Source organism: Blastomonas sp. CCH9-A1 (assembly GCF_001557175.1).
GTDB lineage: Bacteria > Pseudomonadota > Alphaproteobacteria > Sphingomonadales > Sphingomonadaceae > Blastomonas > Blastomonas delafieldii_A.
Window position 1 is genome coordinate 210750 of sequence record NZ_LSHM01000057.1, and the last position, 26024, is coordinate 236773.

Sequence of the window (26024 nt, forward strand, 5' to 3'; positions counted from 1 at the left end):
CTGCGCTTAGACGATAAGCGGCGCGGGGAAAACCGTGCAGCGGCGGTTGGAATCAGACAGTCAGGATCAGGCGGCTTTGAAGCCCGCCGTGTTAACCATCGCATCCTTGATGGCAAAGGCATCGCGCGCCCAGTTGGTGCTGTGCGGCACCTTCGTACTAGCATCGATCGTTGCGTCCTCGATCAGCGGGAACAGCTCGGCCTCCTCGCGGTCGACGCGAGCGAACATGATCAGGACGCGCTGCTTGGCCTTGTGCCGGTATCCATGCCAGTCGGCGGCAATGCGCTCCTGCGTCCAGTATTTGCCCTGTTCGACATAGTCGCCGAACAGCGAGGACAATTCCTGCTGAAAGCACTCGCCCTTTGCACGGACATCGGGCCGTGGGTCGTTGAGCAGCTTGGCATAAAGATAGCGGTCTTCGAGCGCGAGATGCTGCATGACATGGCTGCTGAGACGCCAACGTCTTTCCGCCAGTTCCTGCGGGTCGGGCATTTCAGGAAGGTCGAGCAGGGCGATCAGACTTTCGCCCATCTGCCGCAACACGGCGTGATCGTGCAAAAACTTGTCGAGCATCAAGCGGCTCCTTCAGGAGAAGCTGACAATAGCACCGACATATTAAGTCCGTGTAAACGATTGCGAGCGGATCGCTCTTGGTTCTGCGAGCCTGCGGAGCGGCAGAGCCGCCCCGCAGGCCGAATGCAGACGATCAGGCTGCCGAAGACAGGCGCACAGCCGCCATCTTGCCACGACGATCCTGTTCCAGCTCGAAGTTCACGCGCTGGTCGCGATCGAGCGTGTGCATGCCCGACGCTTCGACCGCGCTGATGTGCACGAACGCGTCGTTGCCGCCGTCATCGGGCTGGATGAAGCCATAGCCCTTGTCGGCGTTGAAAAACTTTACGGTGCCAATAGGCATAGTCATTTCCTTAAGAGTAGAACGCGGCAGGCCACGAATGTTGTGGACAATCCTTGCCGCGCGGTTGGAGCCGGAAGTTCGATTGCGACCCCTGCAACGCCCGGCTCCGGCCATTGCGAGGGAAGAAGAGCGCATCCATGAAGGACACGCTCCGATGGCTTCAGCAGGGCAGGAAGCTGCCGGGCTGAGGGTAAGCGTGGACGTGCAATTGCGCACGATGATGCCGCACATGCCCGCGCTGCGCCTCGCGCTCGCCGCCGGTAGGAGCGTAAAGCGCGCGCAGTTGCGCGATGTGGAGATTCTGGAAGAGCTGATTGATATCGGGCAAGGCTGTCGCTCAATTTGCTGTACAAGCAAGAGCGTGGAGCAGCGATGCCGCAGGTCTCTCAGTCGCGCGTAGGCTTGGGATCAGGATCGCACGATGACGAAGCTATAGCAGCAAATGCTGCAGAAGTCGCATGGCAATTGCAGAAATCGTGCATTGTGCGACGAATGGCCTATTCCGCTCCCGGGGGTTTGCCAAAGATGTTCACATCGTCTGGGCCGATCCAGCCGTTCATGTAATTGGCATAGAACAGGCCGAAGGCGGCTGCGGAGATCACGGTGGTGATCGCCATGACCTTGAGCGGCTTGAAATTGGCCGGCGCACTGTCGGCCTGGCCGCGCACTTTCTCGACACCCAGCTCGTCCGCCGTGCGCACACCAAAAGGCATCACGACAAAGGCCGTGATGACCCAGAAAAGCAGATAGATGGCAAGAATGCTCGTCCAGCTCATGTCGATATGCCCCTGATGGCCGCGCTCAAAATGGGTCAGCCCGCCTCGATCATCAAGACCGTAACCACGGGCTTCTTGCCCGTCCAGCGGGTCGCCGCGCGGCGCACGGCAAGGCGGATCGCCTCCTGCACGTCATCGCTCGTTTGCGGTCCCCGCGCCTTGCCCTTGCCCTTTGAAGCGGGCTTTTCAATCGCTTCGCGCACGTCCTCCACTGCCTCGGCAATGAAGGCGTCGAGATCATCCTCGACCGGCAGACCCAGCGGACGCAGCACCGGATCGCCGACCAGGCGGCCCTTGCTGTCGAGCGCGACCGCCACACTCACCTGCCCGTTCAGCGCCAGCTTGCGCCGCTCCCCCATGGTCAGGCCATCGGCGGGCAGGATGACATCGCCATCCAGCACCAGCCGTCCGGCGCGCTCGTGCCCGATCACGCCGGGTTCGCCCGGTGCCAGCCGCACCAGATCGCCGTTCTTCTGGACGACGGCATGCGGTATGCCGAGCTCGAGCCCGAGCCGCGCCTGTTCAGCCATGTGGCGCATCTCACCATGCACCGGCACCAGCACCTTCGGACGGATCCAGCGGTACATCTCTGCAAGCTCGGGACGTCCGGGATGGCCCGAGACATGAATGTCGGCCTGGCGATCGGTGATCATCTGGATGCCGTCCGCTGCCAGCCGGTTCTGGATGCGGCCGATGGCGATTTCGTTGCCCGGAATGACCTTGGACGAGAAGAGCACGGTATCGCCCTCTTCCAGCTTGATCTGGTGATTACCCTCGGCCACGCGTGCCAGCGCCGCGCGCGGCTCGCCCTGGCCGCCGGTCGCCACGACCAGTATCTCGCGCCGAGGCAGGCCCATGGCGGTGTCGAAATCGACGAGTTCGGGCAGATCCAGCAGATAGCCGTTCGCCTTGGCCACCGCGATGATGCGATCGAGCGAGCGGCCGGCGACGCACAGCTGGCGGTTGGTCGCACGCGCCACCTCGCCCAGCGTATGCAGCCGCGCGACGTTCGAGGCGAAGGTGGTGATCAGCGCACGACCTTTCAGCGGTTTGACCGCCGCGATCAGCGCATCGCGCACCTCGCCTTCGGAGCCCGAGCTTTCCGGATTGAACACGTTGGTCGAATCGCAGACCAGAGCGAGCACACCCTCGTCGCCCAGCTGGGTGAGCGCTTCCGGGGTAGAAGGCACGCCGATCAGCGGCTCGTCATCGAGCTTCCAGTCGCCGGTGTGGAAGACGCGGCCATAAGGCGTGTCGATCAACAGCGCATTGCCCTCGGCAATCGAGTGCGCGAGCGGCAGATAGCGGAAGCCGAAGGGGCCCAATTGCAGGCTGCCGTCATTCTCGACGACATTGAGCGTGACGTCGTTGACCAGTCCCTGCTCCTCGAGCTTGCGGCGGATCAGATCGGCGGTGAAGGGCGTCGCGAACAGCGGCACGCCCAGGTCTGCCGCCAGATAGGGCAGCGCGCCGATATGGTCTTCATGCCCATGCGTCAGCACGATCCCGAGCAGATCCTCGGCGCGCTCCTCGATGAATTCCAGATCGGGAAAGACCAGCTCGACACCCGGATAGGCGGGGTCGCTGAACGTCATGCCCAGATCGACCATGACCCATTTGCCGTCACAGCCATAGAGATTGGCGTTCATGCCGATCTCGCCCGACCCGCCAAGGGCCAGGAACAACAATTCTTTACCGGGTGTCATCTGGTCAAAAAGCCCTTTCGGCGATCATGGCCAGCCCCTGAAGCGTCAGGTCCGGCTCGACCGCATCAAATATCGTCGTGTGCCGATCGAACAGCACTGCCAGCCCGCCGGTGGCGATCACCTTGGCGGGGCGACCAATCTCGGCGCGCATCCGGGCAACCAGCCCTTCCATCATCGCGACATAGCCCCAGAAGACGCCGATCTGCATCTGGTCTTCGGTATTGCGCCCGATCACCGATCCGTCGGTATCCGGAATCTCGATGGCGATACGGGGCAGCTTGGCAGCGGCGCTCACCAAGGCATCGAGCGACAGGTTGATGCCTGGTGCAATGATGCCGCCCTTGTAAGCGCCGGTATAATCCACGACGTCATAGGTGGTTGCGGTGCCAAAGTCGATGACGATCAGATCGCCGGGGTGCAATGCGTGCGCGGCGATCGTGTTGACCGCTCTGTCCGCCCCCAGCGAGCGCGGCTCATCGACATCGATCTGGATGCGCCAGTCCGCCGGCTCCACCCCCGCGACCAGCGGCTCGACATCGAAATACTTGCGCGAGAGCATCTGCAAGTTGTGCAACGCACGCGGCACCACCGTCGAGATGATCACATTGGCGATGTCCTGCCGGACAAAGCCCTCGATTGCGAGCAGCTGGTTGAGCCACACCGCATATTCGTCCGCTGTGCGCCGGGGGTCGGTGGAAATTCGCCAGCGCGCCTTGATCGTACGGCCGTTGAACAGGGCGAACACGGCATTGGTGTTGCCGACATCAATCGCAAGCAGCATTTCGCACACCCCTCGTTAGAAACCCTGTGGTATCAACCGACAAGATCGACATCTCCGGCGCTGATCGTCTCCGATCGACCGTCGGCCAGGCGCAGTCGCAATGCGCCATCGGCGGCGAGGCCATCGAAAACCCCTTCCAGGCGATCATCAGTTCCGCGCTGGACCGCCATCGCTTCGCCGGGCTTATGCGCGGCGGCGCACCAGACATCAAGCAGCGTTGCAGACGTCACCGAACGCCATTGCGCGAGGCGGGCAGCGAACCGATCGGCAAGCAGCTCGATGACTGCAGCCGCATCGATCTGCGCCATGGCGCCCAGATCGCGCAGGCAGGTAACCTTGCGTCCCGGAACATCCGGGGCGAGCGCGACATTCATGCCGATCCCGACCACGACCGCATCGGCTCGCCGCTCGAGCAGGATGCCTGCAAGCTTGGCGCCTTCGACATGCACGTCATTGGGCCATTTCAGCCGCGCGCCACAATCGGGCAGGATCTGCAGCACGGTATCATGCACCGCGAGCGCGGTGACGAAGGCGAGCAGGTGCGCGGGCGGATCGTCAGGGCGAAGCCGCACGAGCGTGCTGCAGTAAAGATTGCCGATCGGGCTCAGCCATTGCCGGCCAAGCCGCCCCCTGCCCCCGTCCTGCTGCTCGGCACGCAGCCACAGACCCTCGGGCGCGCCCGCATCGGCGCGCGCCATCATGTCGGCATTGGTGGAGCCGGTCAGCGCGACCGTTTCGATCACGCTGCCCAGAACAGTGCCTTGGCTGCGCCTGCCGTGACCGGGCTGAGCGCCAGCGTCGCAAAATAGCCGAGCGGCGACACGAACAGAGCGGTCAGCGTCACCAGCGCCATGCGCGCGGCGGAATCGCTGGGCGCGATGACGTCGGCAGGTTCGTCAAAATACATGACCTTGACGACCTTGAGATAATAGAACGCGCCAATCACCGAGGCCGCGATACCGATCGCGGCGAGCGGGATCAGCCCGGCAGCGACCGCAGCGTCGAACACCACGAACTTGCCCCAGAAGCCGAACAGCGGCGGAATGCCCGCCAAGCTGAACATGAACACGGCGAGCGCCGCTGCCAGGCCCGGACGCGTCTTCGACAGTCCGGCAAGCTTGGCAATCTCTTCCACCGGGCGGCCTTCGCGATCGTTCAGGTCGAGAACGCAGATGAAGCTGCCCAGCGTCATCGCGACATAAATGATGAGATAGGTCATCATCGCCGACGCGCCTTCGGGCGTGCCGGTGGCGAGGCCGATCAGGATGAAGCCAACATTGTTGATCGACGAATAAGCGAGCAGGCGCTTGATATTCTGCTGACCGATCGCCGCGACACCGCCGAGGATGATCGAGGCGAGCGCCACGAAGATCACGATCTGCTGCCACACCGCCTGCTGGCCACCGAACGCCTCGATCGCAACGCGCATGGTCAGCGCCATGGCGGCGACCTTGGGGGCGGTGGCAAAGAAGGTCGTCACCGGGGTCGGCGCGCCTTCATAGACGTCGGGCGTCCACATATGGAAAGGCACCGCGCTGATCTTGAACGCCAGGCCCGACAGCACGAAGACGATGCCGAACAGTGCGCCGGTCGACACGCCATCGGTGAACGCCGTCTGGATGCCGATAAAGCTGGTCGTCCCGGTAAAGCCGTAGAGCAGCGACATGCCGAACAGCAGAATGCCGCTCGCCAGCGCGCCGAGCACGAAATATTTGAGGCCCGCTTCTGCCGAGCGATCGTCGCTGCGCAGGAAGCTTGCCAGCACATAGGCGGCAAGGCTCTGCATCTCGAGCCCGACATAGAGCGTCAGCAGATCGACCGCCGAGACCATCAGCCCCATGCCGATCGACGCGAACAGGATGAGGATCGGATATTCGGGGCGCATCAGATTGCCGCGCGCGAAGAATTTGGGCGCAACGATGATGCAGCCGATCGCCGAAAGGAACACCAGTATCTTCGACAGCGAGGCGAAGCGGTCCATGCGGTACTGGCCGTAAAACGCGTCGGCGCCTTCAGCAAACGACGGGTTCAGCAGGAAGTTGAACGACAGCGCGAGTGCGCCGAACAGAGCGACTACGGTCAGCACGCTCACCAGCCGCGACGACTGCACGCCGCCCCAAGCCGCGATCAGCAGCAGGAAAAGGCTGGAGAGGCTAAGGACGATTTCCGGCGAGGCCAGCTGGAACCAAAGTTCGTAATTCATCAGTGATGGCCTTTTTCAGCATGGGCGGCGGGCATCAGCGCAGGCGCCTTGCCCATCTTCACCTGCGCGTCACCCGCAGGCTTGACCGAGGCGAGCCGCGCTTCGAGCGCACCCACATCCTTGCGCATCGGCGCCATGAAACTTTCGGGGTAAACGCCCATCCACAGCACGACGAGCGCGATGGGGAGAAGCAGCGCAATCTCGCGCTTGTTGAGATCGGGCATGGCGGCAACGTCATCGGACTTGATCACGCCATAGGCCACGCGGCGATAGAGATAGAGCATGTAGGCCGCGCCAAGAATGATGCCGGTGGTGCAGACGATCGCGGCCCAACTCGACACCTCGTAGACGCCGACCAGCGAGAGGAATTCGCCGACGAAGCCGCTGGTGCCCGGCAGGCCGATCGAGGCCATGGTGAACAGCAGGAACAGCAGCGCATAGCGCGGCATGTTGATCGAAAGGCCACCATAGCGATCGATCTCGCGGGTGTGCAGTCGGTCGTAGATCACGCCGACACACAAGAACAGCGCGCCCGAGACCAGACCATGGCTGAGCATCACGACGAGCGCGCCTTCCAGACCCTGACGGTTGAACGCGAACAGCCCGACGGTGACGATCGCCATATGCGCAACCGACGAATAGGCGATCAGCTTCTTCATGTCGCTCTGCACCAGGGCGATCAGCGAGGTATAGACGACCGCGACCATCGACAGCGCGAGGACGAGCCACATGTAATCGACCGAGGCTTCCGGGAACATCGGCAGCGAGAAGCGGATGAAGCCATAGCCGCCCATTTTCAGCAGCACGCCGGCGAGGATCACCGAGCCTGCGGTCGGGGCCTGCACGTGCGCATCGGGCAGCCAGGTGTGCACCGGCCACATCGGCATCTTCACCGCAAAGCTGGCGAAGAACGCGAGCCACAGCCAGGCCTGCGCCTCGACCGGGAAGTCATAGGCCATGAGCGTCGGGATGTCCGACGTGCCCGCCTCGTTCACCATCCAGAACATCGCGATCAGCATCAGCACCGATCCGAGCAGCGTGTAGAGGAAGAACTTGTACGACGCGTAAATGCGGTTCGCACCGCCCCAGATGCCGATGATCAGGTACATCGGGATCAGGCCGGCCTCGAAGAAGATGTAGAACAGATAGATGTCCTGCGCGGCGAACACGCCGATCATCAGCACTTCCATCAGCAGGAACGCGGCCATGTATTCGCCGACGCGCGTCTCGATCGCTTCCCAGCTCGCGCCGATACAGATGGGCATCAGGAAAACCGAGAGCATGATGAGCATCAGCGCGATGCCGTCGATGCCCAGCGCCCAGCTGAAGCGGTCGAAAAGCGCCGCCTTCTCGACGAACTGCCACTGTGCGCCGCCGATATCGAAATGCATCCACAGCACGATGCCGAGCACCAGATCGATCAGCGTCGCGAGCAGCGCGATCCAGCGCGCAGCCTGCGCGCTGACGAACAGGCAGGCGATAGCCGCAACCATCGGCACGGCGAGCATCAGCGACAGGATAGGAAAGCCCAGTTCGTTCATGTCAGCGCACCATCAGCCAGGTCAGCGCGGCCACAAGGCCCAGCAGCATCACCAGCGCATAACTGTAGAGAAAACCCGATTGCAGCTTCATCGCGATGCGGCTGCCCGACGTGACCAGCACTGCGGCACCATCGGGGCCGAAGCGGTTGATCGTGCCCTCGTCGCCGACCTTCCAGAAGAAGCGGCCCAGCGCAAAGCTCGGCTTGACGAAGATGTGATTGTACAGCTCGTCGAAATACCATTTGTTGAGGAAGAAGCGGTAGAGCGGCGACAGCGCGGTCGCGAGCCTGGCCGGAAGGCTGGCGTTCACCAGATACATCAGAATCGCGGTCAGCAGGCCAATCAGCATCGCCACGGTCGAGGCAAGCTTCACCCAGAGCGGAACCTCGTGCATCTCGTGCATCAGGTGCGCGTTGAAGAACAGGCTGCCGTTCCAGAACGCCGCGCCATGCTCGGCATCGATGAACGCATGGTGGAAGACGAAACCGGCAGCCACCGCGCCCACGGTGAGCACGCCCAGCGGGATCAGCATCGGCAGCGGACTTTCGTGCGGATGATAGCCGCCCGTAGTGTCCGCGCCCGCTTGGGCCGGGGTCTTGTGAACGCTGTGCTGGATATGCTCGGATTCGATCCAGCGCGGCGTGCCGAAGAACGTGAGGAAGATCAGGCGCCAGCTGTAGAAGCTGGTCAGCAGTGCTGCGAACACGCCAATGGTGAAGGCAAACTGGCCGACCTGGGTTCCGCTCGCGAACGCAGCTTCGATGATGCCGTCCTTCGAATAGAAGCCGGCAAAGCCTGCGACGCCGACGATACCGACGCCGGTGATCGCGAGCGTGCCCGCCATCATCGCCCAGAAGGTCAGCGGGATGTGCTTACGAAGGCCGCCATAATAGCGCATGTCCTGCTCGTGATGCATCGCATGGATGACCGAGCCAGCGCCGAGGAACAGCAGCGCCTTGAAGAAGGCGTGGGTGAACAGGTGGAACATCGCCGCACCATAGGCGCCGACGCCCGCCGCGAAGAACATGTAACCCAGCTGCGAACAGGTCGAATAGGCGATGACGCGCTTGATATCGGTCTGCACCAGACCGACGGTCGCCGCGAACAGAGCGGTGCAGGCACCGACGACGGTGACGACGGTCAGCGCGGTCGGGCTGGTTTCGAACATCGGCGACAGGCGGCAGACCATGAAAACGCCCGCGGTCACCATAGTCGCGGCATGGATCAGCGCCGACACCGGGGTCGGGCCTTCCATCGCGTCGGGCAACCAGGTGTGCAGGCCGAGCTGCGCAGACTTGCCCATAGCGCCGACGAACAGCAGCAGGCACAGAACGGTCATCAGATCGAAACGGCCACCCAGGAAGCCGATGGTCGAACCCGCCATGCCGGGTGCGGCCTCCAGGATCGCGGGGATCGAGACAGTGCCGAACACCAGGAAGGTGCCGAAAATGCCCATCATGAAGCCGAGATCACCGACGCGGTTGACGACAAATGCCTTGATCGCGGCGGCATTGGCGCTCGGCTTGCGGAACCAGAAGCCGATCAGCAGGTACGAGGCGAGGCCCACACCTTCCCATCCAAAGAACATCTGGACGAGGTTGTCGGCGGTCACCAGCATCAGCATGGCGAAGGTAAACAGCGAGAGATACGCGAAGAAGCGCGGCTGATCGGGATCCTCGTCCATATAGCCCCAGCTATACAGGTGAACGAGCGCCGAAACCGAGGTCACGACGACCAGCATTACGGCGGTCAGCGTGTCGACGCGCAGCGCCCAGTCGAACTGCAGATCGCCCGAGCGCAGCCAGGACAGGACCGGCACGACATATTCGGTGCTGCTGCCCGAAAGGAAGCCGAGGAAGATCGGCCAGCTGAGGCCGCAGGCTACGAACAGGGCGGCGGTCGTCACCAGCTTGGCCGGGACATTGCCGATGATGCGGTTGCCCAGGCCCGCGATGATCGCTGCCAGAAGCGGCAGGAAGACGATGAGGGTAATGCTCATGTGCCTCAACCCTTCATCTGGTTGATATCGTCAACCGCGATCGTGCCGCGGCCACGGAAATAGATGACGAGGATCGCGAGGCCGACGGCCGCTTCGCCGGCGGCGACGGTCAGCACGAACATAGCGAACACCTGACCCACCATGTCGCCGAGGAAAACGCTGAACGCGACGAGGTTGATGTTCACCGCGAGCAGGATGAGCTCGATCGCCATCAGGATGATGATCACGTTCTTGCGGTTCAGGAAGATGCCCAGCACGCCCATCACGAACAGGATGGAGCTGACCACCAGATAATGCTCGATACCGATCATGGCCGCGAAGCTCCTTTTTGCCGCTCATCCTGAGCTTGTCGAAGGATCATAGCTGAACCCCCTGGCCAACAGCAGGCTGGGTGTTGCGCGTCGCGTCTTCGGGACGACGACGGACCTGCGAGCCGATATTCTGCGGACGCACGCCAGCGCGCTTGCGGTGGGTCAGCACGATCGCACCGACCATGGCGACCAGCAGCACGACGCCGGCGCTTTCGAACAGGAATATGTAGCGCGTGTAGAGCAATTCACCCACCGCCTGGATGTTGCTCGCACCCATGCGCGCCGGGTTCAGTGCATGCTCGCCGAGCGCAATATTGCCCGCCTGATACGCGCCGATGCCGAACACCAGCTCGGCGAGGAACACCGCGGCGAGCGCGAGGCCCAGCGGCAGGTTCTTCATGAAGCCGCCGCGCAGCTCGGCAAAGTCGATGTCGAGCATCATCACGACGAACAGGAACAGCACCGCGACCGCGCCGACATAGACGATGACGAGCAGCATCGCGATAAATTCCGCGCCGATCAGGACCATGAGGCCTGCGGCGTTGAAGAACGCAAGGATCAGCCAGAGCACCGAGTGCACCGGGTTGCGCGCGAGGATCGTGAACGCACCGCTGGCGATCACCACCGACGCGAACAGATAAAAGGCAAAAATCTGGATCAAAGCTTTACAGCCCCCGATGCGCCCAATCGAGCTGGTCTTGTCTCAGGCCCCTGCCCGCCTCTCCCAGCGGACATCGGGACCGTGCGTGAATCGAATTCGAGTGCGCCTTAACGATAAGGGGCATCGGCTTCAAGGTTGGCGGCAATGGCTCGTTCCCATTTGTCGCCATTCTCAAGAAGCTTGCCCTTGTCGTAGATCAGCTCCTCGCGGGTTTCCGTCGCATATTCGAAATTCGGTCCCTCGACGATCGCGTCGACCGGGCATGCCTCCTGACAGAAACCGCAATAAATGCACTTGGTCATGTCGATATCGTAGCGCGTGGTGCGCCGCGATCCGTCCTCGCGCGGCTCGGCCTCGATCGTGATCGCCTGGGCCGGACACACGGCTTCGCAGAGCTTGCACGCGATGCAACGTTCTTCGCCGTTGGGATAGCGACGCAGCGCATGCTCGCCGCGGAAACGCGGGCTCAGCGGGTTCTTCTCGAACGGATAGTTGATCGTCGCCTTGGGCTTGAAGAAATATTTCAGCGTCAGCGCATGGGCCTTCACGAACTCATAGAGCGTGAACGCCTTGATCGTCTGCAACATGGTAATCAGACCCCGTATTTCGTCAGCATCAGGTAACCCGACACCAGGAAAATCCACAGCAGCGAGATGGGCAGGAACACCTTCCAGCCCAGCCGCATCAGCTGGTCATAGCGGTACCGGGGAACGGTGGCCTTGACCCAGCTGAAGATGAAGAAAAAGGCGGAAATCTTGATGATCAGCCACACGATGCCGGGCACGGCATAAAGCGGCTCCCATTCGAACGGCGGCAGCCAGCCACCCCAGAACAGCACCGCGTTGAGCGTGCACATCAGCAGCACGTTGGCATATTCGCCCAGCCAGAACAGCGCAAACGCCATCGACGAATATTCGGTCTGATAGCCTGCGACGAGCTCGCTCTCCGCTTCGGTGAGGTCGAACGGCGCGCGCGCGGTTTCGGCCAGCGAGGAGATCAGGAACATCACCGCCATCGGGTAGAGCAGCAGGTTGAACCCGTACCAGTTGATGAAGCCAAGGCCATGACCGCGCTGCGCCTCGACGATCGCGTTGAGGTTGAAGCTGCCAGTCCACAGCACCACGGTCACGATGATGAAGCCGATCGAGACCTCGTAAGAGATCATCTGCGCCGACGCACGCAGCGCCGAGAAGAAAGGATATTTGGAGTTGGACGCCCAGCCGGCGATCACGACGCCGTACACGCCGAGCGAGCTCACCGCGAGAATGTAGAGCAGCCCGACATTGATGTCTGCCAGCACCATGTCCTGGTCGAACGGGATCACCGCCCAGCTCAAGAGCGCCACGGTGAAGGTGATGATCGGCGCGAGCAGGAACAGGCCCTTGTTGGCGCTCGAGGGAATGATCGTTTCCTGCAGGAACACCTTGGCCGCATCGGCAAAGCTCTGCAGGATGCCGAAGGGGCCGACAACGTTCGGCCCGCGCCGAAGCGCCATCGCCGCCCAGATCTTGCGATCGAAATAGATGACGATCGCGACCGAGAGCATCACCGGAAGCGCGATGAGCAGGATCAGGATGAGATTGGCGACGAACCAGCCCCAGCCGGTGCCCAATGCGGACTGAAAAAACTCGGTCATTCTGCGGCCTCCAGCATGTCTTCGCCGTGCAGCAGTTCGGCCGAGCAGCGCTGCATCGTCGCAGAGGCGCGCGCGATGGCGTTGGTGAGATAGAAATCCTTGATCGGATAGCCGACCTCGCCCGAGGGGCTGGCGGCGAGCTTGGGCGGGGACCATTCGTAGGTTGCCAACCCTTCGACACCGAGCGCCGGGACCGCTGCGATCATCGCTGCGCGGCATTCGGCAAAGCTGTCGAATGGCAGCTTGTGACCCAGCACTTCGGACAGCGCGCGCAGGATCGACCAGTCCTCGCGGGCATCGCCCGGCGCGAACACGGCCTTGTCGCTCATTTGCACCCGGCCCTCGACGTTGACATAGGTGCCGTTCTTTTCAGGGTAAGCCGCTGAGGGCAGGATGACATCCGCTGCCGCCGCGCCCTTGTCGCCATGATGGCCGACGAACACCTTGAAGCTGCCGTCGAACTTGGTGAAGTCGACCTCGTCCGCGCCCAGCGCGAACAGCAGCTTCGGCTTGGCCGCGACCAGATCGGCGATGCCGCCAGGCTGCGCCCAGCCCAGCATCAGTCCGCCCATGCGCGAAGCCGCCATGTGCAGGACGTTGAAGCCGTTCCACGGACCGTCTTCGGTGTCGCGGACCAGATTGAAACTCTCTGCCAGCGCCAGCGCCGCGCCATGCGCGCCCTCGACGCCAAGCGCGCCACCGCCCAGGATGATCGCGGGGCGCTTCGCCCCCTTCAGTGCCTCGGCGACCGCATCGGGCAGCTTCGCCAGCAGACCCATGTCATTGCCCAGCCATTCGACCTTGTAGGTCAGGTCGATCTCGGCGCCGATACCAAAAACCTTGGCACCGTGCTTGATCGCCTTGCGGATGCGCGTGTTGACCAGCGGCGCTTCCCAGCGCGGGTTGGTGCCGACGAGCAGGATCGCGTCGGCGGTCTCGATGCCGTTCAGCGTCGAGTTGAAATTGACCGCAGCGAGATTCGAAACATCATATTTCAGGCCGGTCTGGCGGCCTTCAATCAGCGTCGAGCCCATTGTCGCCAGCAGTTCGCGCGCGGCGAACATGGTTTCGCAGTCGAGCAGGTCGCCAGCAACAGCGGCGACGCTGGAGCCAGCGTTCACGTCGGCGATTGCCTGGAACGCCTCGGCCCAGCTTGCCGGGACGAGCTTGCCTTCGCGGCGCACATAGGGTCGGTCGAGACGGCGACGCATCAGGCCATCGACCGCATAGCGGGTCTTGTCGTGCGCCCATTCCTCGTTGACGTCGTCATTGACGCGCGGCAGCACGCGCAGCACTTCCCTGCCCCGACTGTCGAAGCGGATATTGGTGCCGACCGCGTCCATCACGTCGATGCCGAGCGTCTTCTTGAGCTCCCACGGACGCGCCTCATAAGCGTAAGGGCGAGACGTGAGCGCACCGACCGGGCACAGGTCGATGACATTGCCCGAAAGCTCGGACGAGACCGCCTTTTCCAGATAGCTGGTGATCTGCATGTTCTCGCCGCGACCGATCGCGCCGATCTGCTCGGTGCCGGCCACTTCCTCGGCAAAGCGCACGCAGCGGGTGCAGTGGATGCACCGGGTCATCACCGTCTTGATGATGGGACCCATGTACTTTTCGGTGACGGCGCGCTTGTTCTCGTCATAGCGCGATCCGCCGCGGCCATAGGCGACCGACTGGTCCTGCAGGTCGCACTCGCCGCCCTGATCGCAGATCGGGCAATCGAGCGGATGGTTGATCAGCAGGAATTCCATGACGCCTTCGCGCGCCTTCTTCACCATGTCCGAGTTGGTGCGAACTTCCTGATTGTCCATCGCGGGCAGCGCGCAGCTGGCCTGCGGCTTGGGCGGTCCGGGCTTCACCTCGACCAGGCACATGCGGCAGTTGCCGGCAATGCTCAGCCGTTCATGATAGCAGAAGCGCGGGATTTCCTTGCCGGCGGCCTCGCAGGCCTGCAGCACGGTCGCCCCCTGGGGGACTTCGACCTCGATCCCGTCGACGGTAAGCTTAGGCATTCTTGTCTCCACCACCGGACGCTGCCAGCGCCCGGTCGTACAATGCAGAGGCGGCGTGATTGCGCACGCCGCGGGTTTTGATCAGGATCGCACCGCCCAGCAGCATCGATCAGCTCACCGCACCGCGCTTGGCCGCGCGATACAGCGACTCTGCCATGAGCGAGCGCGCCGAGGCATTGTCCATCGAACTGAAGCTGGTCTTTGCGATGCAATCGCGCAGACGCGGCATCAGCGCATTGAGCGCCTCGCTTTCATCCTTGCTCTTGGGCGCGGTGGCGATCAGCGCACGAACCTCGTCCAAGCTGCCATCGGCTGCGCAGTCTGCAAACCGCTCCTTCTCGCCCTTCTCGTCGCTGCGCACCTTCAGCGCGTCGACATTGGCGTCGGCATAGCGCGTCCAGAACATCGCTTCGGCAAGGCTGCCGCGCACCGAAAGACCGCCCAGCGTGAACTCGCCCGACGGCATGCAATCGAAATTGGCTTGGGTCAGGCTGCGCGAAGCGGCCCGCTCTTCCAGGCTGCCCTGGGTCGTGGCCAGCAGCGCCTCGACATATTTGGGGTTCCGCTTGACCGCACAGAGGGCAAAGGCGCGCATCGTATCCGCCCCGCCCAGCGCGGTGCGCTTGAGCGCGGTCTTGACCGCCTCGTCAGGCATGTTCCACCAGCCAGCGCCGGTCGCCAGCGCCGGAGCCGTCATCGATGCCATGGCCAGCACGGCCAGTGTCGCCTTTGCAAACTTCCTCATTCTGCAGCCTCCATCATTGAACCAGTGCCCTGCTTCTCGATGATGCGGCGTTCCATCTCGGGGCGGAAATGCCGGATCAGGCCCTGGATGGGCCAGGCGGCGGCATCGCCCAGAGCGCAGATGGTGTGCCCTTCGACCTGTTTCGTGACTTCGTAAAGCGTATCGATTTCGCTGAGATCGGCATCGCCGGTGCGCATGCGCTCCATGACGCGCCACATCCAGCCGGTGCCTTCACGGCACGGCGTGCACTGGCCACAGCTCTCATGCTTGTAGAAATAGCTGAGCCGGCTGATCGCCTGGACGATGTCGGTGGACTTGTCCATGACGATGATCGCGGCAGTGCCGAGACCCGATCCGACATCCTTGAGGCCGTCGAAATCCATCGGTGCGTCAATGATCTGGGCTGCCGGCACCAGCGGCACCGACGATCCGCCGGGGATCACCGCCAGCAGATTATCCCAACCGCCGCGAATGCCGCCGCAATGCTTTTCGATCAGTTCGCGGAACGGGATGCTCATCGCTTCCTCGACCACGCAGGGCTTTTCGACATGCCCGCTGATCTGGAACAGCTTGGTCCCCTTGTTGTTCTCGCGACCGAAACTGGCGAACCAGGCCGCGCTGCGGCGCAGGATCGTCGGCACGACCGCGATCGATTCGACATTGTTGACCGTGGTCGGGCAGCCATAGAGGCCTGCGCCTGCCGGGAACGGCGGCTTCAGGCGGGGCTGGCCCTTCTTGCCCTCGAGGCTCTCTATCATCGCGGTCTCTTCGCCGCAGATATAGGCGCCCGCACCGCGATGGACGAACACGTCGAAATCATAACCCGACTTGGCGGCATTCTTGCCGATCAGCCCAGCCTCATAGGCCTCGTCGACCGCGGCCTGCAGCACTTCGGCCTCGCGGATATATTCCCCGCGCACATAGATATAGGCCGCGCGCGCGCGCATCGCGAAACCGGCGATCAGCGCGCCCTCGATCAGCTTGTGCGGGTCGTGACGCAGGATCTCGCGGTCCTTGCAGCTGCCGGGCTCGGATTCGTCGGCGTTGATGACCAGGAAGCTCGGACGGCCGTCCTTCGATTCCTTGGGCATGAAGCTCCACTTCATGCCGGTGGGGAAGCCCGCACCGCCGCGTCCGCGCAGGCCCGATGCCTTCACTTCCTCGATGATCCTGTCCTGGCCCCAGGCAATCAGGTCCTTGGTCTTGTCCCAGTCGCCACGCGCCTCGGCTGCCTTCAGGTTCCAGGGCTGGAACCCGTAGACATTGGTGAAGATGCGATCCTTGTCAGCGAGACTCACGACTGATTACCTCCAGAACGGCTGCGGCTGAAAATGCCGAAACCGCCGAACAAAAACGCCAAAATCGCCCAGACCACCCATCCGTCGCCCTGGACGAACTTGAAGATCGCCAGCGCCAGAAAGATGATGCCGAGCAGCGGAACCCCGGCCTTGACCGGCGTCGTCATCCCCATTCACCCCGATAGTCATGATTGGCATCGACCATCTGCTTGAGCGTGGTCGGCCCGCCTTCGGGTTCGCTGGTATGACGGCCTGGAATCTGGGTGCCCGGCTTGGGGCTCTCGCCGGCTGCCAAGGCTTCCAGGATGCCGATCGTGCGATCGTAATCCAGATCCTCGAAATTGTCGTCGTTGATCTGCACCATGGGCGCATTGGCGCAATTGCCCATGCACTCTACCTCGGTCAGCGTGAACAGGCCGTCGGGCGTCGTCTTGCCCTTGACGAGCCCCTTGTTGGCGCAGGCGGCCATCACATCGTCCGAACCGCGCAACAGGCACGGCGTGGTGCCGCATACCTGCACATGATAGCGGCCCACCGGCGCGAGATTGTACATCGTATAGAAGCTCGCGACCTCGTAGGCCCGGATATACGGCATATCGAGCATCGCGGCGACATATTCGATCACCGGGACCGGCAGCCATCCTTGCGTCTGCGTCTCCGCACCCACCTGTCGCTGGGCGAGATCGAGCAGCGGCATCACCGCGCTGCGCTGGCGCCCTTCGGGATAGCGCGCGATGATCGTCTTCGCCTTGGCGAGATTCTCGTCGGTGAATGCAAAACCGCCCCAGCGGGCGCGGGTTTCGGCTTCATCGGGGATATGGGCTGCGTCAGCCATCAGCGGACAAACTCCACGCGCGACACCTTGTCGCCTTCAAAACTGTAGATCGACATGACCTCGAACGGCTCGGCATCGGCCGAGCGCGAGACCTTCTCGTGCAGAACCACCGTCTCGCCGAGCAGATGGCCGGACAGGATTTCCGCGCGGTTTTGCGGAAACTCGGCGAACATCGCCTTGAGCCCTGCCCGCACGCCTTCGCGTCCCTCGCGCAGCACTGCACCGCGATAGCCTGCCTCGCAGGCATCCTCGGTCATCAGCGCGACATAGGCATCAGCGTCCTGCGCGTTGTAATGCGCAATCATCGCCTCTGCCACGGCCAACCGTTCGATCACCGGTCGCACTCCCCGAACACAACGTCGATCGCGCCCAGAATGGCGGTCGCGTCGGACAGCATGTGCCCCTTGCTCATGAACTCCATGGCTTGCAGGTGCGAAAACGCGGTCGGGCGGATCTTGCAGCGATAGGGCTTGTTGGTGCCGTCGCTGACCAGATAGACGCCAAATTCGCCCTTGGGGCTTTCGGTCGCGACATAGACCTCGCCCGCCGGCACATGGAAGCCTTCGGTATAGAGCTTGAAGTGGTGGATCAGCGCTTCCATCGACTGCTTCATCTCGCCGCGCTTGGGCGGAACGACCTTGCGGTCGAGCGAGGCGATCGGCCCTTCGGGCATCTCGTTGAGGCACTGGCGCATGATCTGCGCGGACTGGCGCACTTCCTCGACGCGGACCATGAACCGGTCATAGCAGTCGCCGCGCGTGCCGACGGGCACGTCGAATTCCATGCGATCGTACACGTCATAGGGCTGCGACTTGCGCAGGTCCCAAGGAATGCCGCTGCCGCGGATCATCGGGCCCGAAAAGCCCCAGCGCACCGCGTCGTCCTTCGACACCACGGCGATGTCGACATTGCGCTGTTTGAAGATGCGGTTGTCGACCACCAGGCTCATCGAATCCTCGAAAAGCTTGGGGAAGGTGTCGAGCCAGTCGGCGAGATCGGTGAGCAGCTTGAGCGGCACATCCTGGTGCACGCCGCCGGGGCGGAACCAGGCGCTGTGCATGCGCGCGCCCGACGCGCGTTCGAAGAAGTTGAGACAGTCCTCGCGGATTTCGAACAGCCACAGGTTGGGCGTCATCGCGCCCACGTCCATCACATGCGCACCGAGATTGAGCATGTGATTGCAGATGCGGGTCAGTTCGGCGAACAGCACGCGCAGATACTGGGCGCGCAGCGGAACCTCGAGGTTCAGCAGCTTCTCGATCGCGAGCACATAGCTGTACTCCATCGCCAGCGGCGAGCAGTAATCGAGCCGGTCGAAATAAGGCAGCGCCTGCAGATACGTCTTGTACTCGATCAGCTTTTCGGTGCCGCGGTGGAGCAGACCGACATGCGGATCGATGCGCTCGACAATCTCGCCATCGAGCTCCATCACCATGCGCAGCACCCCGTGCGCCGCCGGGTGCTGAGGTCCGAAATTGATCGTGTAATTCTGGATTTCCAGATCGCCGGTGGTCGAATCCTGTTCGACCAGACCATCGACTGTCATGTCCTGAAGCGACTCGGCCATCACGCCTTATCCTCCTTGGGTGCATTCTCGCTGGGCTTGGCGGCTTCCTTGTTGGCAGCCGCGCCCGCACCGGTGTCCGCCGGCTTGTCGGTAGTCTTCGGGGTGGCCGAAGGCGGCGGACCACCCAGCGACTTCTCGTCGCCCGGCAGCACGTAATCCGCACCTTCCCAGGGCGAGGTGAAATCGAAATTGCGGAAGTCCTGCGCCAGCTTCACCGGCTCGTAGACTACCCGGCCCTGCTCTTCCGAATAGCGCATCTCGCTATAGCCGGTGAGCGGGAAGTCCTTGCGGAAGGGATGACCACGAAAACCGTAATCGGTGAGGATGCGGCGCAGGTCCTGGTTTCCGGCAAAGATCACGCCGTACATGTCGTACACCTCGCGCTCGAGCCAGCCGGCAACCTCCCAGATATGGGTGACGGTCGGCACCGGGGTGTCCTCGTCGGTCGTGCACGCGACACGTATGCGGTGGTTCTTCGTCAGGCTGAGCAGGCAATAGACAACCTCGAACCGCTCTGCGCGATCCGGGTAATCGACGCCCGCGATCTCCATGAGCTGTTGATACTCGTGCACGTCACGCAGCAGGTCGAGCGCCTCCGCCACCGCCTCGCGGCGGACGGTGAAGCAATATTCGCCCTGGGTGAAGCGCGTCGCCAGCAGCCGGTTGCCCAGCGTGGCGGCGACAGCATCGCCCAGGCCATCGAGAACGGCATAGCGTGGCGCCGAATGTCCCATGTGCGTCCCTTAACCGGCCCGCCTCCACAGCAGGCCCTTCACTCAAATCAGCGTTCGATCGTGCCCACCCGGCGGATCTTGCGCTGCAACTGCATCACACCGTAGAGCAGAGCCTCGGCGGTCGGCGGGCAGCCGGGGACATAGATGTCCACCGGAACGATGCGGTCGCAGCCGCGCACCACCGAATAGCTGTAATGATAATAGCCGCCGCCATTGGCGCAGCTGCCCATCGAAATCACGTATTTCGGCTCGGACATCTGATCATAGACGCGGCGCAACGCCGGGGCCATCTTGTTGCAGAGGGTCCCCGCGACGATCATCACGTCGGACTGGCGCGGCGAGGCGCGCGGCGCGACGCCAAAGCGCTCCATGTCGTAGCGCGGCATGTTGACGTGGATCATCTCCACCGCGCAACAGGCCAGACCGAAGGTCATCCACCAGAGCGAACCGGTGCGCGCCCATTGGAACAGCTCTTCGGTCGACGTGACGAGGAAACCCTTGTCCGAAACCTCGGCGTTGATGTCGTTGAAGAAACCGGCGTCAGGCAGCGTACCGGCAGGCGGAACGACCGCGCCGGAAGTGCCGGTGACGAGCGCCGGATTTTGCGGATTTACTCCCAATCGAGTGCTCCCACTTTCCATGCGTAAATCAGGCCGATGACCAGTTCGAAGAGGAACACCATCATCGTGAGCCAGCCGGCCCAGCCGATCTGTTCAAGCGAGACTGCCCAGGGGAACAGGAACGCGGCTTCGAGATCGAAGATGATGAACAGAATGGCGACGAGGTAGAAGCGGACGTCGAACTGGCTGCGCGAATCCTCGAACGCGGGAAAGCCGCATTCATATTCGCTCAGCTTGGCGACAGTCGGTTTGTGCGCTCCTGTGAGCCGCGACACTCCGATCGGCAGGAAGACAAACGCCACCGACAAGAGCAGAGCGACCGCCAGGAACAGCAGGATCGGCAGATATTCGGCCATGCGCGCGTCCCATTCGTGCGTGTTGCTTGCGGCGTCTTTAGGCCAGCGGACCGCCTATCGCAAGCCGGATCACCCCCTTTTTTGACGCACAGGTTACAGGGCAGAAAGCGACGAAAAGTTGCGCATTTCTGTGCGTTTCGGCACAATCGGAACAGGGTTGCCGGTCTAGTGCATCGTTGCGCCGCAGCATGCACCGGCAAAATGGAGGGAATCGGGACAATGAAGGGGTATCGTTCAGGCGTTCTTGCAGCCGTTGCGATCACGGCGGTCATGGTCCAGCCCGCTCAGGCGCAGAATGTGATGGCCAGCAGTCCGCAGAGCATCGAGGCAGTGCTCAAGGCGCGCGGCCTCCCGAGCGAACTGAAGCAGGGAGAGGGCAATCCCTATATCCGCAGCGCCTATGACGACATGCCCTTTCTGGTCGCATTGATGAACTGCGATGACGCCCGCACCAATTGCGCGACGCTGCAATTCTATTTCGGCTTCAACGACCGCAAGGATTTCAGCCTCGAAAAGCTCAACGAATGGAACGCGAAAAAGCGTTTCGTCCGCGCCTATCGCGACGACGAGAATGATCCGGTGCTGGTGATGGACGTCGACACCGACAAGGGCGGCATTCCCCAGGCGGTGTTCAACGAGAATCTGAGCGTCTGGCTCGACCAGATGCAGCAATATCGCAGGTTCGTGACGGAGTAACGGTCCGTCGCGGCCAGCCGGTCAGCGCAGCGCGCCGACCAGCAGCTTGTGCAGGCGCGAGTGCAGCGCATCATTGCCTGCGATCACCTGCTGGCGCTCCATCGGCTGGTTGCCGCCCCGGAAATCGGTGACGAAACCGCCAGCTTCGCGCACCAGCAGGATGCCGGCGGCCACGTCCCACGGCTTGAGGCCGCTTTCCCAGAAGCCGTCGAACTTGCCGGCGGCGAGCCAGGCGAGATCGAGCGAGGCCGCGCCGAAGCGCCGGATGCCTGCAACCTCGGGTGCGATCGCGCCGAAGATGCGCGTCCATTCCGCCATGTCGCCATGGCCGAGGAACGGAATGCCGGTCGCGATCAGCGCCTCGCTCAGATTGCGGCGGCCCGACACGCGCAAGCGGCGATCGTGCAGCCACGCACCGCGCGACTTTTCCGCCCAATAGCTTTCGTCGGTCACCGGCTGATATATCAGTGCCGCGCTGATCTCGCCCCAGCCCTTGCCGTCGAGCGTCGGTTCCTGCACCGCGATCGAGATCGCGAAATGCGGAATGCCGTGCAGGAAGTTGCTGGTGCCGTCGAGCGGATCGATGATGAAGCGCGGCTTGCCCGGCTCGGCGGGGATGTCGCCGCCCTCTTCGAGCAGGAAACCCCAACCCGGACGCGCCTTGCTCAGCTCGTCATAGAGCACGCGCTCGGCATGCTGGTCGGCCTTGGACACGAAATCCGCCGGGCCCTTTTTCGAGACCTGGAGATGCTCCACCTCGCCAAAGTCACGCCGCAGGCGGCCGCCCGCCTTGCGCGCGGCGCTTTCCATGACACGGATGATGGCTGAAATGGCAGGCATGAATACAGGTCCGATCAGTCCGCCTTGCGGACATATTCCTTGGCATAGACATCGACGACGATGCGCGTGCCGCTGCTGATGTGCGGCGGCACCATCACGCGCACGCCATTGTCGAGGATCGCAGGCTTGTAGCTCGACGAGGCCGTCTGCCCCTTCACCACGGCATCGGCCTCGACGATCGTCGCTTCGATCGTATCGGGCAGCTGCACCGAGATCGGGCGTTCGTCATAGAGCTCGAGCGTGACCTGCATGCCGTCCTGCAGGAAGGCAGCTTCGTCACCCAGCAACTTGGCTGCAATGGTGATCTGGTCGTAGGTTTCCTGGTCCATGAAGACATAGTCGTCGCCATCGGCGAACAGGAACTGGAAGTCCTTGGTATCGAGCCGGACCTTCTCGACGGTATCGGCACTGCGATAACGGATGTTGGTCTTGCGGCCGTCCTCGAGATTCTTCATCTCGACCTGCATGAAAGCACCGCCCTTGCCGGGCTGGGTGTGCTGAATCTTGGCAACCTTCCAGATGCCACCTTCATGTTCCAGAATGTTACCGGGGCGAATATCGACACCGCTGATCTTCATGCGAGGCTCGTTTCCATTGGATTTCAGGGAATGGACAGGCCCTCTAGGCGCATGATGCGGGCATGGCAAGCGCTTTGGCTCGCGTTTGCGTACGATCGGTGCGGACAGATCGCATCGGTCGTGCGGAGCCGCTCCCCCGTCGATATGACGTCAAGATGACGGTTTCTTCCTATCTAACGCGCATCGCAGATAGTATAGCAATGAAAGCCCCAAAGCTGCTATGAAGCCGCCGGGGATTGGACCAAACGATCATGCCCTTGTTCAGCATCAAGACTCCCGCCGCCGGCATTTTCGGCCGCACCCGCAACGAGATCGCCTCGGCGCATTCGGGGCGCGGTGAAGGGACCCCAGATGTCGAGGAATTCGAGGCCGATTTCGTCAGCTATCTGACTCGGCTCGAAAGCTCAGGCCGCGTCTGTGCGCCGGTGTTCAGCCATGATCGCAAGGAACTCTCGCACGGCTGATGCCGGGCCTCCTGCATGATTCCACACGCCGCCTGACACCGCCAGAAAGTCCGCCCCCGCCTCGACCAGAGGGGCCGCATTGGCAACCGTGATCCCGCCGATCGCAACGCAGGGCAGCTCCATCATCGACGACCACCAATGGAGGATTTCGGGCTCGGCCTGATATTTCGCCTGCTTGGTCTCGCTGGGATAGAAGGCCCCAAAAGCGACATAGTCTGCGCCCGCCTCACCCGCTTCGAGCGCCAGATGGCGGCTGTTATGGCAGGTAGCGCCGATCTGCGCGTCACGGCCCAGCACATCGCGCGCCTCGCGCGGATCGCCATCGCCCTGCCCCAGATGCACGCCATCCGCGCCCAGCCTTTTGGCAAGCGCGATGCTGTCATTGACGATGAACGCGCAGTCATGCTCGGCGCAGATTGCCTGGAGCGGCGCGGCGAGCCGCGCGGCGGCGTGCTGGTCGATATCCTTGACCCGGAACTGGAACGCCGCCACCGGCCCCGCCTCCAGCGCTGCGCGCAGCCGATCCGGGAAATCCCCGCCCACATCGAGCGGGGAAATCAGATAGAGCTGGCAGCCAGGGTCGTTCATGAGATCAGGCCACCGATGCGGCGTGGATCTCGTCGATCGCACCGCTGAGCGAGGCATCGAACTCCTCGTCGCTCATCTGGTGCTTGAGATCGTTCAGCAGCGCACGCGAGAAGCTGGCGATCACGCCGGGGTTCTTGGCCAGCTCGACACAGGCTTCGGCGCGGCTGAACCCGCCCGACAGCGCGACGACGCGGACCACCGCCGGGTGCGCCACCAGATCGGCGAACAGGCCGGGCTGCTCGGGCAGCGAGAGCTTGAGCATCACGCGGCGACCTTCGGGCAGTGCATCTAGCGCCTTTTTCAGTTCAGCATTGAGGATCGCGTCGCACTGGCCGCGCGTCTCGCTCTTGATGTTCACTTCGGGCTCGATGATCGGGATCAAGCCGTGGTCGAGGATTTCGCCGGCGACCTCGAACTGCTGCTTCACGATCGCCGCGATGCCGCTTTCCGATGCCGAGTTGATCACTGAGCGCATCTTGGTGCCGAAAATGCCGAGGCCCTTGGCGCGTTCGAGCAGGTTACCCAGACCGCCAATCGGCTTCATCAGCTGCACGCCGTCCGCCTCGTCTTCCAGGCCCTTGTCCACCTTGAGGAACGGAACCACGCCGCGCTCCCAGAGCAGCGCAGGGACGGGCTTGCCGCCGGCTTCACCGTCCATGGTGCGCTCGAACAGGATCGCGCCGATCACTTTGTCGCCATTGAAGCAGGGCGAGGTGACGATGCGGCTGCGCATGCCGTGGATCAGCGCGAACATTTCCTCGTCATTGGCCCACGCGCCGTCTTCGATGCCATAGCCCTTGAGCGCCTTGGGCGTCGAACCGCCGCTCTGGTCGAGCGCGGCGATGAAACCCTGGCCCGATTCGATCTTGGCCAGCATCTCGTTGAAAACGGCGGTGTCGGTCATTGTCACTCTTCCCTGATTTTAGGCTTATTGGTTGATTGTTGCGGATCGGCGCTCAGCTTTCGAGCGCCTTGACGCCGGGCAGCTCCTTGCCTTCCATCCATTCGAGGAAAGCGCCACCAGCGGTTGAAACGAAAGAGAAATCATCCGCTGCGCCGGCGTGATTGAGCGCCGCCACGGTATCGCCGCCGCCTGCCACCGACACGAGCGTGCCTTCGCGGGTGAGCGCGGCTGCGGTGCGCGCCAGGGCCACGGTGGCCGTGTCAAAGGGCGGATATTCGAACGCGCCGAGCGGGCCGTTCCACACGAGGGTGCGGCAGGTCTTGAGCACATCGGACAGCGCCTCGACTGCGGCCGCGCCGACATCGAGGATCATCTCGTCGGCTTCGACCTCGTGCACATTGGCGGTGCGGCACGGCACGTTCGCGCCGAATTCCTTGGCCACGACCACGTCATAGGGCAGATGCACGGTGCAGCCGGCGGCATCGGCGGCATCGAGAATGGCATTGGCGGTGTCGGCCAGATCATGCTCGCACAGCGACTTGCCGACATCGACCCCGCGCGCGGCGAGGAAGGTGTTCGCCATACCGCCGCCGATGATCAGATGATCGACCTTGCCGACCAGGTTGGTCAGCACGTCGAGCTTGGTCGAAACCTTGGAGCCACCGACCACCGCCGCGACCGGATGCTCGGGCTTGCCGAGCGCCGCCTCGAGCGCCTTCAGTTCTGCTTCCATCTGCCGACCGGCAAAGGCGGGCAGCACATGCGCCAGCCCTTCGGTGGTAACATGCGCGCGGTGCGCGGCGGAAAAGGCGTCATTGACATAGAAATCGCCGAGCGAGGCGATCTGCTTGGCCAGCACGGGATCGTTCTTCTCCTCGCCGGGGAAGAAGCGGCTGTTCTCGAGCACGGTGATGCTGCCCGGATCGAGCACGTCGATCGCGTGACGATCGGGCGATTCGAGAAAGCCGACCGGGCGGCCCATCACTTCGGACAGCGCATGCGCGATGGGGCGCAGCGTGAACGCGGGATCGACCTTGCCCTTGGGGCGCCCGAAATGCGCGAGCACCAGCACCTTGGCGCCATGATCGGCGAGTTCGGCGAGGGTCGGCATTGCAGCACGCAGCCGGGTATCATCGGACACCCGGCCTTCGTGGATCGGCACGTTCAAGTCTTCGCGAACCAGGACGGGCTTGCCCGCCAGTCCGTGGCGGTCGGCTATCAGGTCATCGAGGGTCTTGAACATGCGCTGGCGTC

Annotated in this window: 31 protein-coding genes; 2 read left to right on the forward strand and 29 right to left on the reverse strand. The window is 62.9% G+C overall.

The window, feature by feature from the left end:
- Positions 1-66 precede the first annotated feature (66 nt).
- From AX725_RS15925 to ndhC, 24 genes are all read right to left on the reverse strand, one after another.
- A complete protein-coding gene (locus AX725_RS15925) occupies positions 67-573 on the reverse strand; it encodes a hemerythrin domain-containing protein (RefSeq protein ID WP_060979678.1) in 507 nt (168 codons plus the stop codon).
- Between the two features lie 133 nt (positions 574-706).
- Complete coding sequence (locus AX725_RS15930; RefSeq protein ID WP_031317999.1) at positions 707-916, reverse strand: cold-shock protein; 210 nt, start codon at positions 914-916, stop codon at positions 707-709.
- Between the two features lie 160 nt (positions 917-1076).
- Positions 1077-1244, reverse strand: a complete 168-nt coding sequence (locus AX725_RS21015) for a hypothetical protein (RefSeq protein WP_155645733.1) — start codon at positions 1242-1244, stop codon at positions 1077-1079.
- Between the two features lie 169 nt (positions 1245-1413).
- Positions 1414-1692 carry a DUF1467 family protein gene (locus AX725_RS15940; protein WP_060979680.1) on the reverse strand — a complete coding sequence of 93 codons (279 nt, stop codon included), beginning with the start codon at positions 1690-1692 and terminating at the stop codon, positions 1414-1416.
- Between the two features lie 35 nt (positions 1693-1727).
- Positions 1728-3398, reverse strand: coding sequence for a ribonuclease J (locus AX725_RS15945; protein WP_060979681.1), 1671 nt, complete (start codon positions 3396-3398; stop codon positions 1728-1730).
- A 4-nt stretch (positions 3399-3402) separates the two neighbouring features.
- Positions 3403-4179 carry a type III pantothenate kinase gene (locus AX725_RS15950; RefSeq protein WP_060979682.1) on the reverse strand — a complete coding sequence of 259 codons (777 nt, stop codon included), beginning with the start codon at positions 4177-4179 and terminating at the stop codon, positions 3403-3405.
- Positions 4180-4211: 32 nt separating this feature from the next.
- Positions 4212-4922, reverse strand: coding sequence for a biotin--[acetyl-CoA-carboxylase] ligase (locus AX725_RS15955; protein ID WP_208598068.1), 711 nt, complete (start codon positions 4920-4922; stop codon positions 4212-4214).
- Positions 4919-6382, reverse strand: coding sequence for an NADH-quinone oxidoreductase subunit NuoN (nuoN, locus tag AX725_RS15960; protein WP_060979683.1), 1464 nt, complete (start codon positions 6380-6382; stop codon positions 4919-4921). Before nuoN ends, AX725_RS15955 begins: the two co-directional genes overlap by 4 nt.
- Positions 6382-7923: an NADH-quinone oxidoreductase subunit M gene (locus tag AX725_RS15965; RefSeq protein WP_060979684.1), complete on the reverse strand. Its 1542-nt coding sequence runs from the start codon at positions 7921-7923 to the stop codon at positions 6382-6384. Before AX725_RS15965 ends, nuoN begins: the two co-directional genes overlap by 1 nt.
- Before the next feature lies 1 nt (position 7924).
- Entirely contained in the window at positions 7925-9922 is a 1998-nt protein-coding gene (gene nuoL / locus AX725_RS15970; protein WP_060979685.1) for an NADH-quinone oxidoreductase subunit L, read from the reverse strand.
- Positions 9923-9927: 5 nt separating this feature from the next.
- The gene (nuoK, locus tag AX725_RS15975) at positions 9928-10233 is read right to left on the reverse strand and encodes an NADH-quinone oxidoreductase subunit NuoK (RefSeq protein WP_017671024.1); all 306 of its coding nucleotides are present in this window, start codon (positions 10231-10233) and stop codon (positions 9928-9930) included.
- 46 nt (positions 10234-10279) lie between these two features.
- Complete coding sequence (locus AX725_RS15980) at positions 10280-10894, reverse strand: NADH-quinone oxidoreductase subunit J (protein WP_060979686.1); 615 nt, start codon at positions 10892-10894, stop codon at positions 10280-10282.
- Positions 10895-11001: 107 nt separating this feature from the next.
- On the reverse strand, positions 11002-11481 hold the full coding sequence (gene nuoI / locus AX725_RS15985; RefSeq protein WP_066275282.1) for an NADH-quinone oxidoreductase subunit NuoI: 480 nt from the start codon (positions 11479-11481) through the stop codon (positions 11002-11004).
- Positions 11482-11486: 5 nt separating this feature from the next.
- Positions 11487-12530 (reverse strand): NADH-quinone oxidoreductase subunit NuoH, encoded by a 1044-nt coding sequence (nuoH, locus tag AX725_RS15990; protein WP_060979687.1) that lies wholly within the window; start codon positions 12528-12530, stop codon positions 11487-11489.
- Positions 12527-14545, reverse strand: a complete 2019-nt coding sequence (gene nuoG, locus AX725_RS15995; RefSeq protein ID WP_060979688.1) for an NADH-quinone oxidoreductase subunit NuoG — start codon at positions 14543-14545, stop codon at positions 12527-12529. The genes nuoH and nuoG overlap by 4 nt, the downstream gene beginning before the upstream one ends.
- Before the next feature lie 109 nt (positions 14546-14654).
- Complete coding sequence (locus AX725_RS16000) at positions 14655-15290, reverse strand: hypothetical protein (protein WP_060979689.1); 636 nt, start codon at positions 15288-15290, stop codon at positions 14655-14657.
- A complete protein-coding gene (gene nuoF, locus AX725_RS16005; RefSeq protein WP_060979690.1) occupies positions 15287-16588 on the reverse strand; it encodes an NADH-quinone oxidoreductase subunit NuoF in 1302 nt (433 codons plus the stop codon). Before nuoF ends, AX725_RS16000 begins: the two co-directional genes overlap by 4 nt.
- Positions 16585-16755 carry a hypothetical protein gene (locus AX725_RS21325; RefSeq protein ID WP_167348228.1) on the reverse strand — a complete coding sequence of 57 codons (171 nt, stop codon included), beginning with the start codon at positions 16753-16755 and terminating at the stop codon, positions 16585-16587. Before AX725_RS21325 ends, nuoF begins: the two co-directional genes overlap by 4 nt.
- Entirely contained in the window at positions 16752-17423 is a 672-nt protein-coding gene (gene nuoE / locus AX725_RS16010) for an NADH-quinone oxidoreductase subunit NuoE (protein ID WP_060979691.1), read from the reverse strand. Before nuoE ends, AX725_RS21325 begins: the two co-directional genes overlap by 4 nt.
- Entirely contained in the window at positions 17423-17728 is a 306-nt protein-coding gene (locus tag AX725_RS16015) for a nuclear transport factor 2 family protein (protein WP_060979734.1), read from the reverse strand. The genes nuoE and AX725_RS16015 overlap by 1 nt, the downstream gene beginning before the upstream one ends.
- Before the next feature lie 26 nt (positions 17729-17754).
- Entirely contained in the window at positions 17755-18990 is a 1236-nt protein-coding gene (locus AX725_RS16020; RefSeq protein ID WP_060979692.1) for an NADH-quinone oxidoreductase subunit D, read from the reverse strand.
- Entirely contained in the window at positions 18990-19724 is a 735-nt protein-coding gene (locus AX725_RS16025; RefSeq protein WP_060979693.1) for an NADH-quinone oxidoreductase subunit C, read from the reverse strand. Before AX725_RS16025 ends, AX725_RS16020 begins: the two co-directional genes overlap by 1 nt.
- Positions 19725-19771: 47 nt before the next feature.
- Positions 19772-20365, reverse strand: coding sequence for a NuoB/complex I 20 kDa subunit family protein (locus tag AX725_RS16030; RefSeq protein WP_230962368.1), 594 nt, complete (start codon positions 20363-20365; stop codon positions 19772-19774).
- Positions 20335-20700 (reverse strand): NADH-quinone oxidoreductase subunit A, encoded by a 366-nt coding sequence (ndhC, locus tag AX725_RS16035; RefSeq protein ID WP_060979695.1) that lies wholly within the window; start codon positions 20698-20700, stop codon positions 20335-20337. Before ndhC ends, AX725_RS16030 begins: the two co-directional genes overlap by 31 nt.
- A 219-nt stretch (positions 20701-20919) precedes the next feature.
- Between ndhC and AX725_RS16040 the strand changes: the two genes are divergently transcribed.
- Positions 20920-21396, forward strand: coding sequence for a YbjN domain-containing protein (locus tag AX725_RS16040; RefSeq protein ID WP_060979696.1), 477 nt, complete (start codon positions 20920-20922; stop codon positions 21394-21396).
- 21 nt (positions 21397-21417) lie between these two features.
- On the opposite strand, the gene AX725_RS16045 is transcribed toward AX725_RS16040, so the two are convergent.
- Positions 21418-22236 (reverse strand): inositol monophosphatase family protein, encoded by an 819-nt coding sequence (locus AX725_RS16045; RefSeq protein ID WP_060979697.1) that lies wholly within the window; start codon positions 22234-22236, stop codon positions 21418-21420.
- Between the two features lie 14 nt (positions 22237-22250).
- Positions 22251-22814: an elongation factor P gene (gene efp, locus AX725_RS16050; protein ID WP_060979698.1), complete on the reverse strand. Its 564-nt coding sequence runs from the start codon at positions 22812-22814 to the stop codon at positions 22251-22253.
- Between the two features lie 251 nt (positions 22815-23065).
- Here efp and AX725_RS16055 point away from each other — a divergent pair, with 251 nt between their 5' ends.
- Positions 23066-23278, forward strand: coding sequence for a hypothetical protein (locus tag AX725_RS16055; RefSeq protein ID WP_060979699.1), 213 nt, complete (start codon positions 23066-23068; stop codon positions 23276-23278).
- On the opposite strand, the gene thiE is transcribed toward AX725_RS16055, so the two are convergent.
- From thiE to AX725_RS16070, 3 genes are read right to left on the reverse strand one after another with little or no spacing between them, the layout of a single operon-like run.
- Positions 23219-23866 (reverse strand): thiamine phosphate synthase, encoded by a 648-nt coding sequence (gene thiE, locus AX725_RS16060; RefSeq protein ID WP_082730800.1) that lies wholly within the window; start codon positions 23864-23866, stop codon positions 23219-23221. The two genes, AX725_RS16055 and thiE, sit on opposite strands and share 60 nt — an antisense overlap.
- A gap of 4 nt (positions 23867-23870) precedes the next feature.
- Positions 23871-24770, reverse strand: coding sequence for a fructose bisphosphate aldolase (locus AX725_RS16065; RefSeq protein ID WP_099046553.1), 900 nt, complete (start codon positions 24768-24770; stop codon positions 23871-23873).
- Between the two features lie 52 nt (positions 24771-24822).
- Positions 24823-26013: a phosphoglycerate kinase gene (locus tag AX725_RS16070; protein WP_060979701.1), complete on the reverse strand. Its 1191-nt coding sequence runs from the start codon at positions 26011-26013 to the stop codon at positions 24823-24825.
- Between the last annotated feature and the right edge of the window lie 11 nt (positions 26014-26024).

Excerpts from the sequence above, each read along its gene's own strand:
- AX725_RS16045 (WP_060979697.1), bottom strand. The coding sequence starts at position 22,236 with ATGCCTGCCATTTCAGCCATCATCCGTGTCATGGAAAGCGCCGCGCGC.
- nuoK (WP_017671024.1), bottom strand. The coding sequence starts at position 10,233 with ATGATCGGTATCGAGCATTATCTGGTGGTCAGCTCCATCCTGTTCGTG.
- AX725_RS15930 (WP_031317999.1), bottom strand. The coding sequence starts at position 916 with ATGCCTATTGGCACCGTAAAGTTTTTCAACGCCGACAAGGGCTATGGC.
- AX725_RS16025 (WP_060979693.1), bottom strand. The coding sequence starts at position 19,724 with ATGGGACATTCGGCGCCACGCTATGCCGTTCTCGATGGCCTGGGCGAT.
- AX725_RS16020 (WP_060979692.1), bottom strand. The coding sequence starts at position 18,990 with ATGGCCGAGTCGCTTCAGGACATGACAGTCGATGGTCTGGTCGAACAG.
- efp (WP_060979698.1), bottom strand. The coding sequence starts at position 22,814 with ATGAAGATCAGCGGTGTCGATATTCGCCCCGGTAACATTCTGGAACAT.
- AX725_RS16015 (WP_060979734.1), bottom strand. The coding sequence starts at position 17,728 with ATGATTGCGCATTACAACGCGCAGGACGCTGATGCCTATGTCGCGCTG.
- AX725_RS15945 (WP_060979681.1), bottom strand. The coding sequence starts at position 3,398 with ATGACACCCGGTAAAGAATTGTTGTTCCTGGCCCTTGGCGGGTCGGGC.
- AX725_RS15965 (WP_060979684.1), bottom strand. The coding sequence starts at position 7,923 with ATGAACGAACTGGGCTTTCCTATCCTGTCGCTGATGCTCGCCGTGCCG.
- AX725_RS15940 (WP_060979680.1), bottom strand. The coding sequence starts at position 1,692 with ATGAGCTGGACGAGCATTCTTGCCATCTATCTGCTTTTCTGGGTCATC.
- nuoG (WP_060979688.1), bottom strand. The coding sequence starts at position 14,545 with ATGCCTAAGCTTACCGTCGACGGGATCGAGGTCGAAGTCCCCCAGGGG.
- AX725_RS16000 (WP_060979689.1), bottom strand. The coding sequence starts at position 15,290 with ATGAGGAAGTTTGCAAAGGCGACACTGGCCGTGCTGGCCATGGCATCG.
- AX725_RS16055 (WP_060979699.1), top strand. The coding sequence starts at position 23,066 with ATGCCCTTGTTCAGCATCAAGACTCCCGCCGCCGGCATTTTCGGCCGC.
- nuoH (WP_060979687.1), bottom strand. The coding sequence starts at position 12,530 with ATGACCGAGTTTTTTCAGTCCGCATTGGGCACCGGCTGGGGCTGGTTC.
- ndhC (WP_060979695.1), bottom strand. The coding sequence starts at position 20,700 with ATGGCCGAATATCTGCCGATCCTGCTGTTCCTGGCGGTCGCTCTGCTC.
- nuoE (WP_060979691.1), bottom strand. The coding sequence starts at position 17,423 with ATGGCTGACGCAGCCCATATCCCCGATGAAGCCGAAACCCGCGCCCGC.
- AX725_RS21325 (WP_167348228.1), bottom strand. The coding sequence starts at position 16,755 with ATGACGACGCCGGTCAAGGCCGGGGTTCCGCTGCTCGGCATCATCTTT.
- thiE (WP_082730800.1), bottom strand. The coding sequence starts at position 23,866 with ATGAACGACCCTGGCTGCCAGCTCTATCTGATTTCCCCGCTCGATGTG.
- AX725_RS16070 (WP_060979701.1), bottom strand. The coding sequence starts at position 26,013 with ATGTTCAAGACCCTCGATGACCTGATAGCCGACCGCCACGGACTGGCG.
- nuoI (WP_066275282.1), bottom strand. The coding sequence starts at position 11,481 with ATGTTGCAGACGATCAAGGCGTTCACGCTCTATGAGTTCGTGAAGGCC.
- nuoL (WP_060979685.1), bottom strand. The coding sequence starts at position 9,922 with ATGAGCATTACCCTCATCGTCTTCCTGCCGCTTCTGGCAGCGATCATC.
- AX725_RS15925 (WP_060979678.1), bottom strand. The coding sequence starts at position 573 with ATGCTCGACAAGTTTTTGCACGATCACGCCGTGTTGCGGCAGATGGGC.
- AX725_RS16040 (WP_060979696.1), top strand. The coding sequence starts at position 20,920 with ATGAAGGGGTATCGTTCAGGCGTTCTTGCAGCCGTTGCGATCACGGCG.
- nuoN (WP_060979683.1), bottom strand. The coding sequence starts at position 6,382 with ATGAATTACGAACTTTGGTTCCAGCTGGCCTCGCCGGAAATCGTCCTT.
- AX725_RS16065 (WP_099046553.1), bottom strand. The coding sequence starts at position 24,770 with ATGACCGACACCGCCGTTTTCAACGAGATGCTGGCCAAGATCGAATCG.
- AX725_RS16030 (WP_230962368.1), bottom strand. The coding sequence starts at position 20,365 with ATGGAAAGTGGGAGCACTCGATTGGGAGTAAATCCGCAAAATCCGGCG.
- AX725_RS15950 (WP_060979682.1), bottom strand. The coding sequence starts at position 4,179 with ATGCTGCTTGCGATTGATGTCGGCAACACCAATGCCGTGTTCGCCCTG.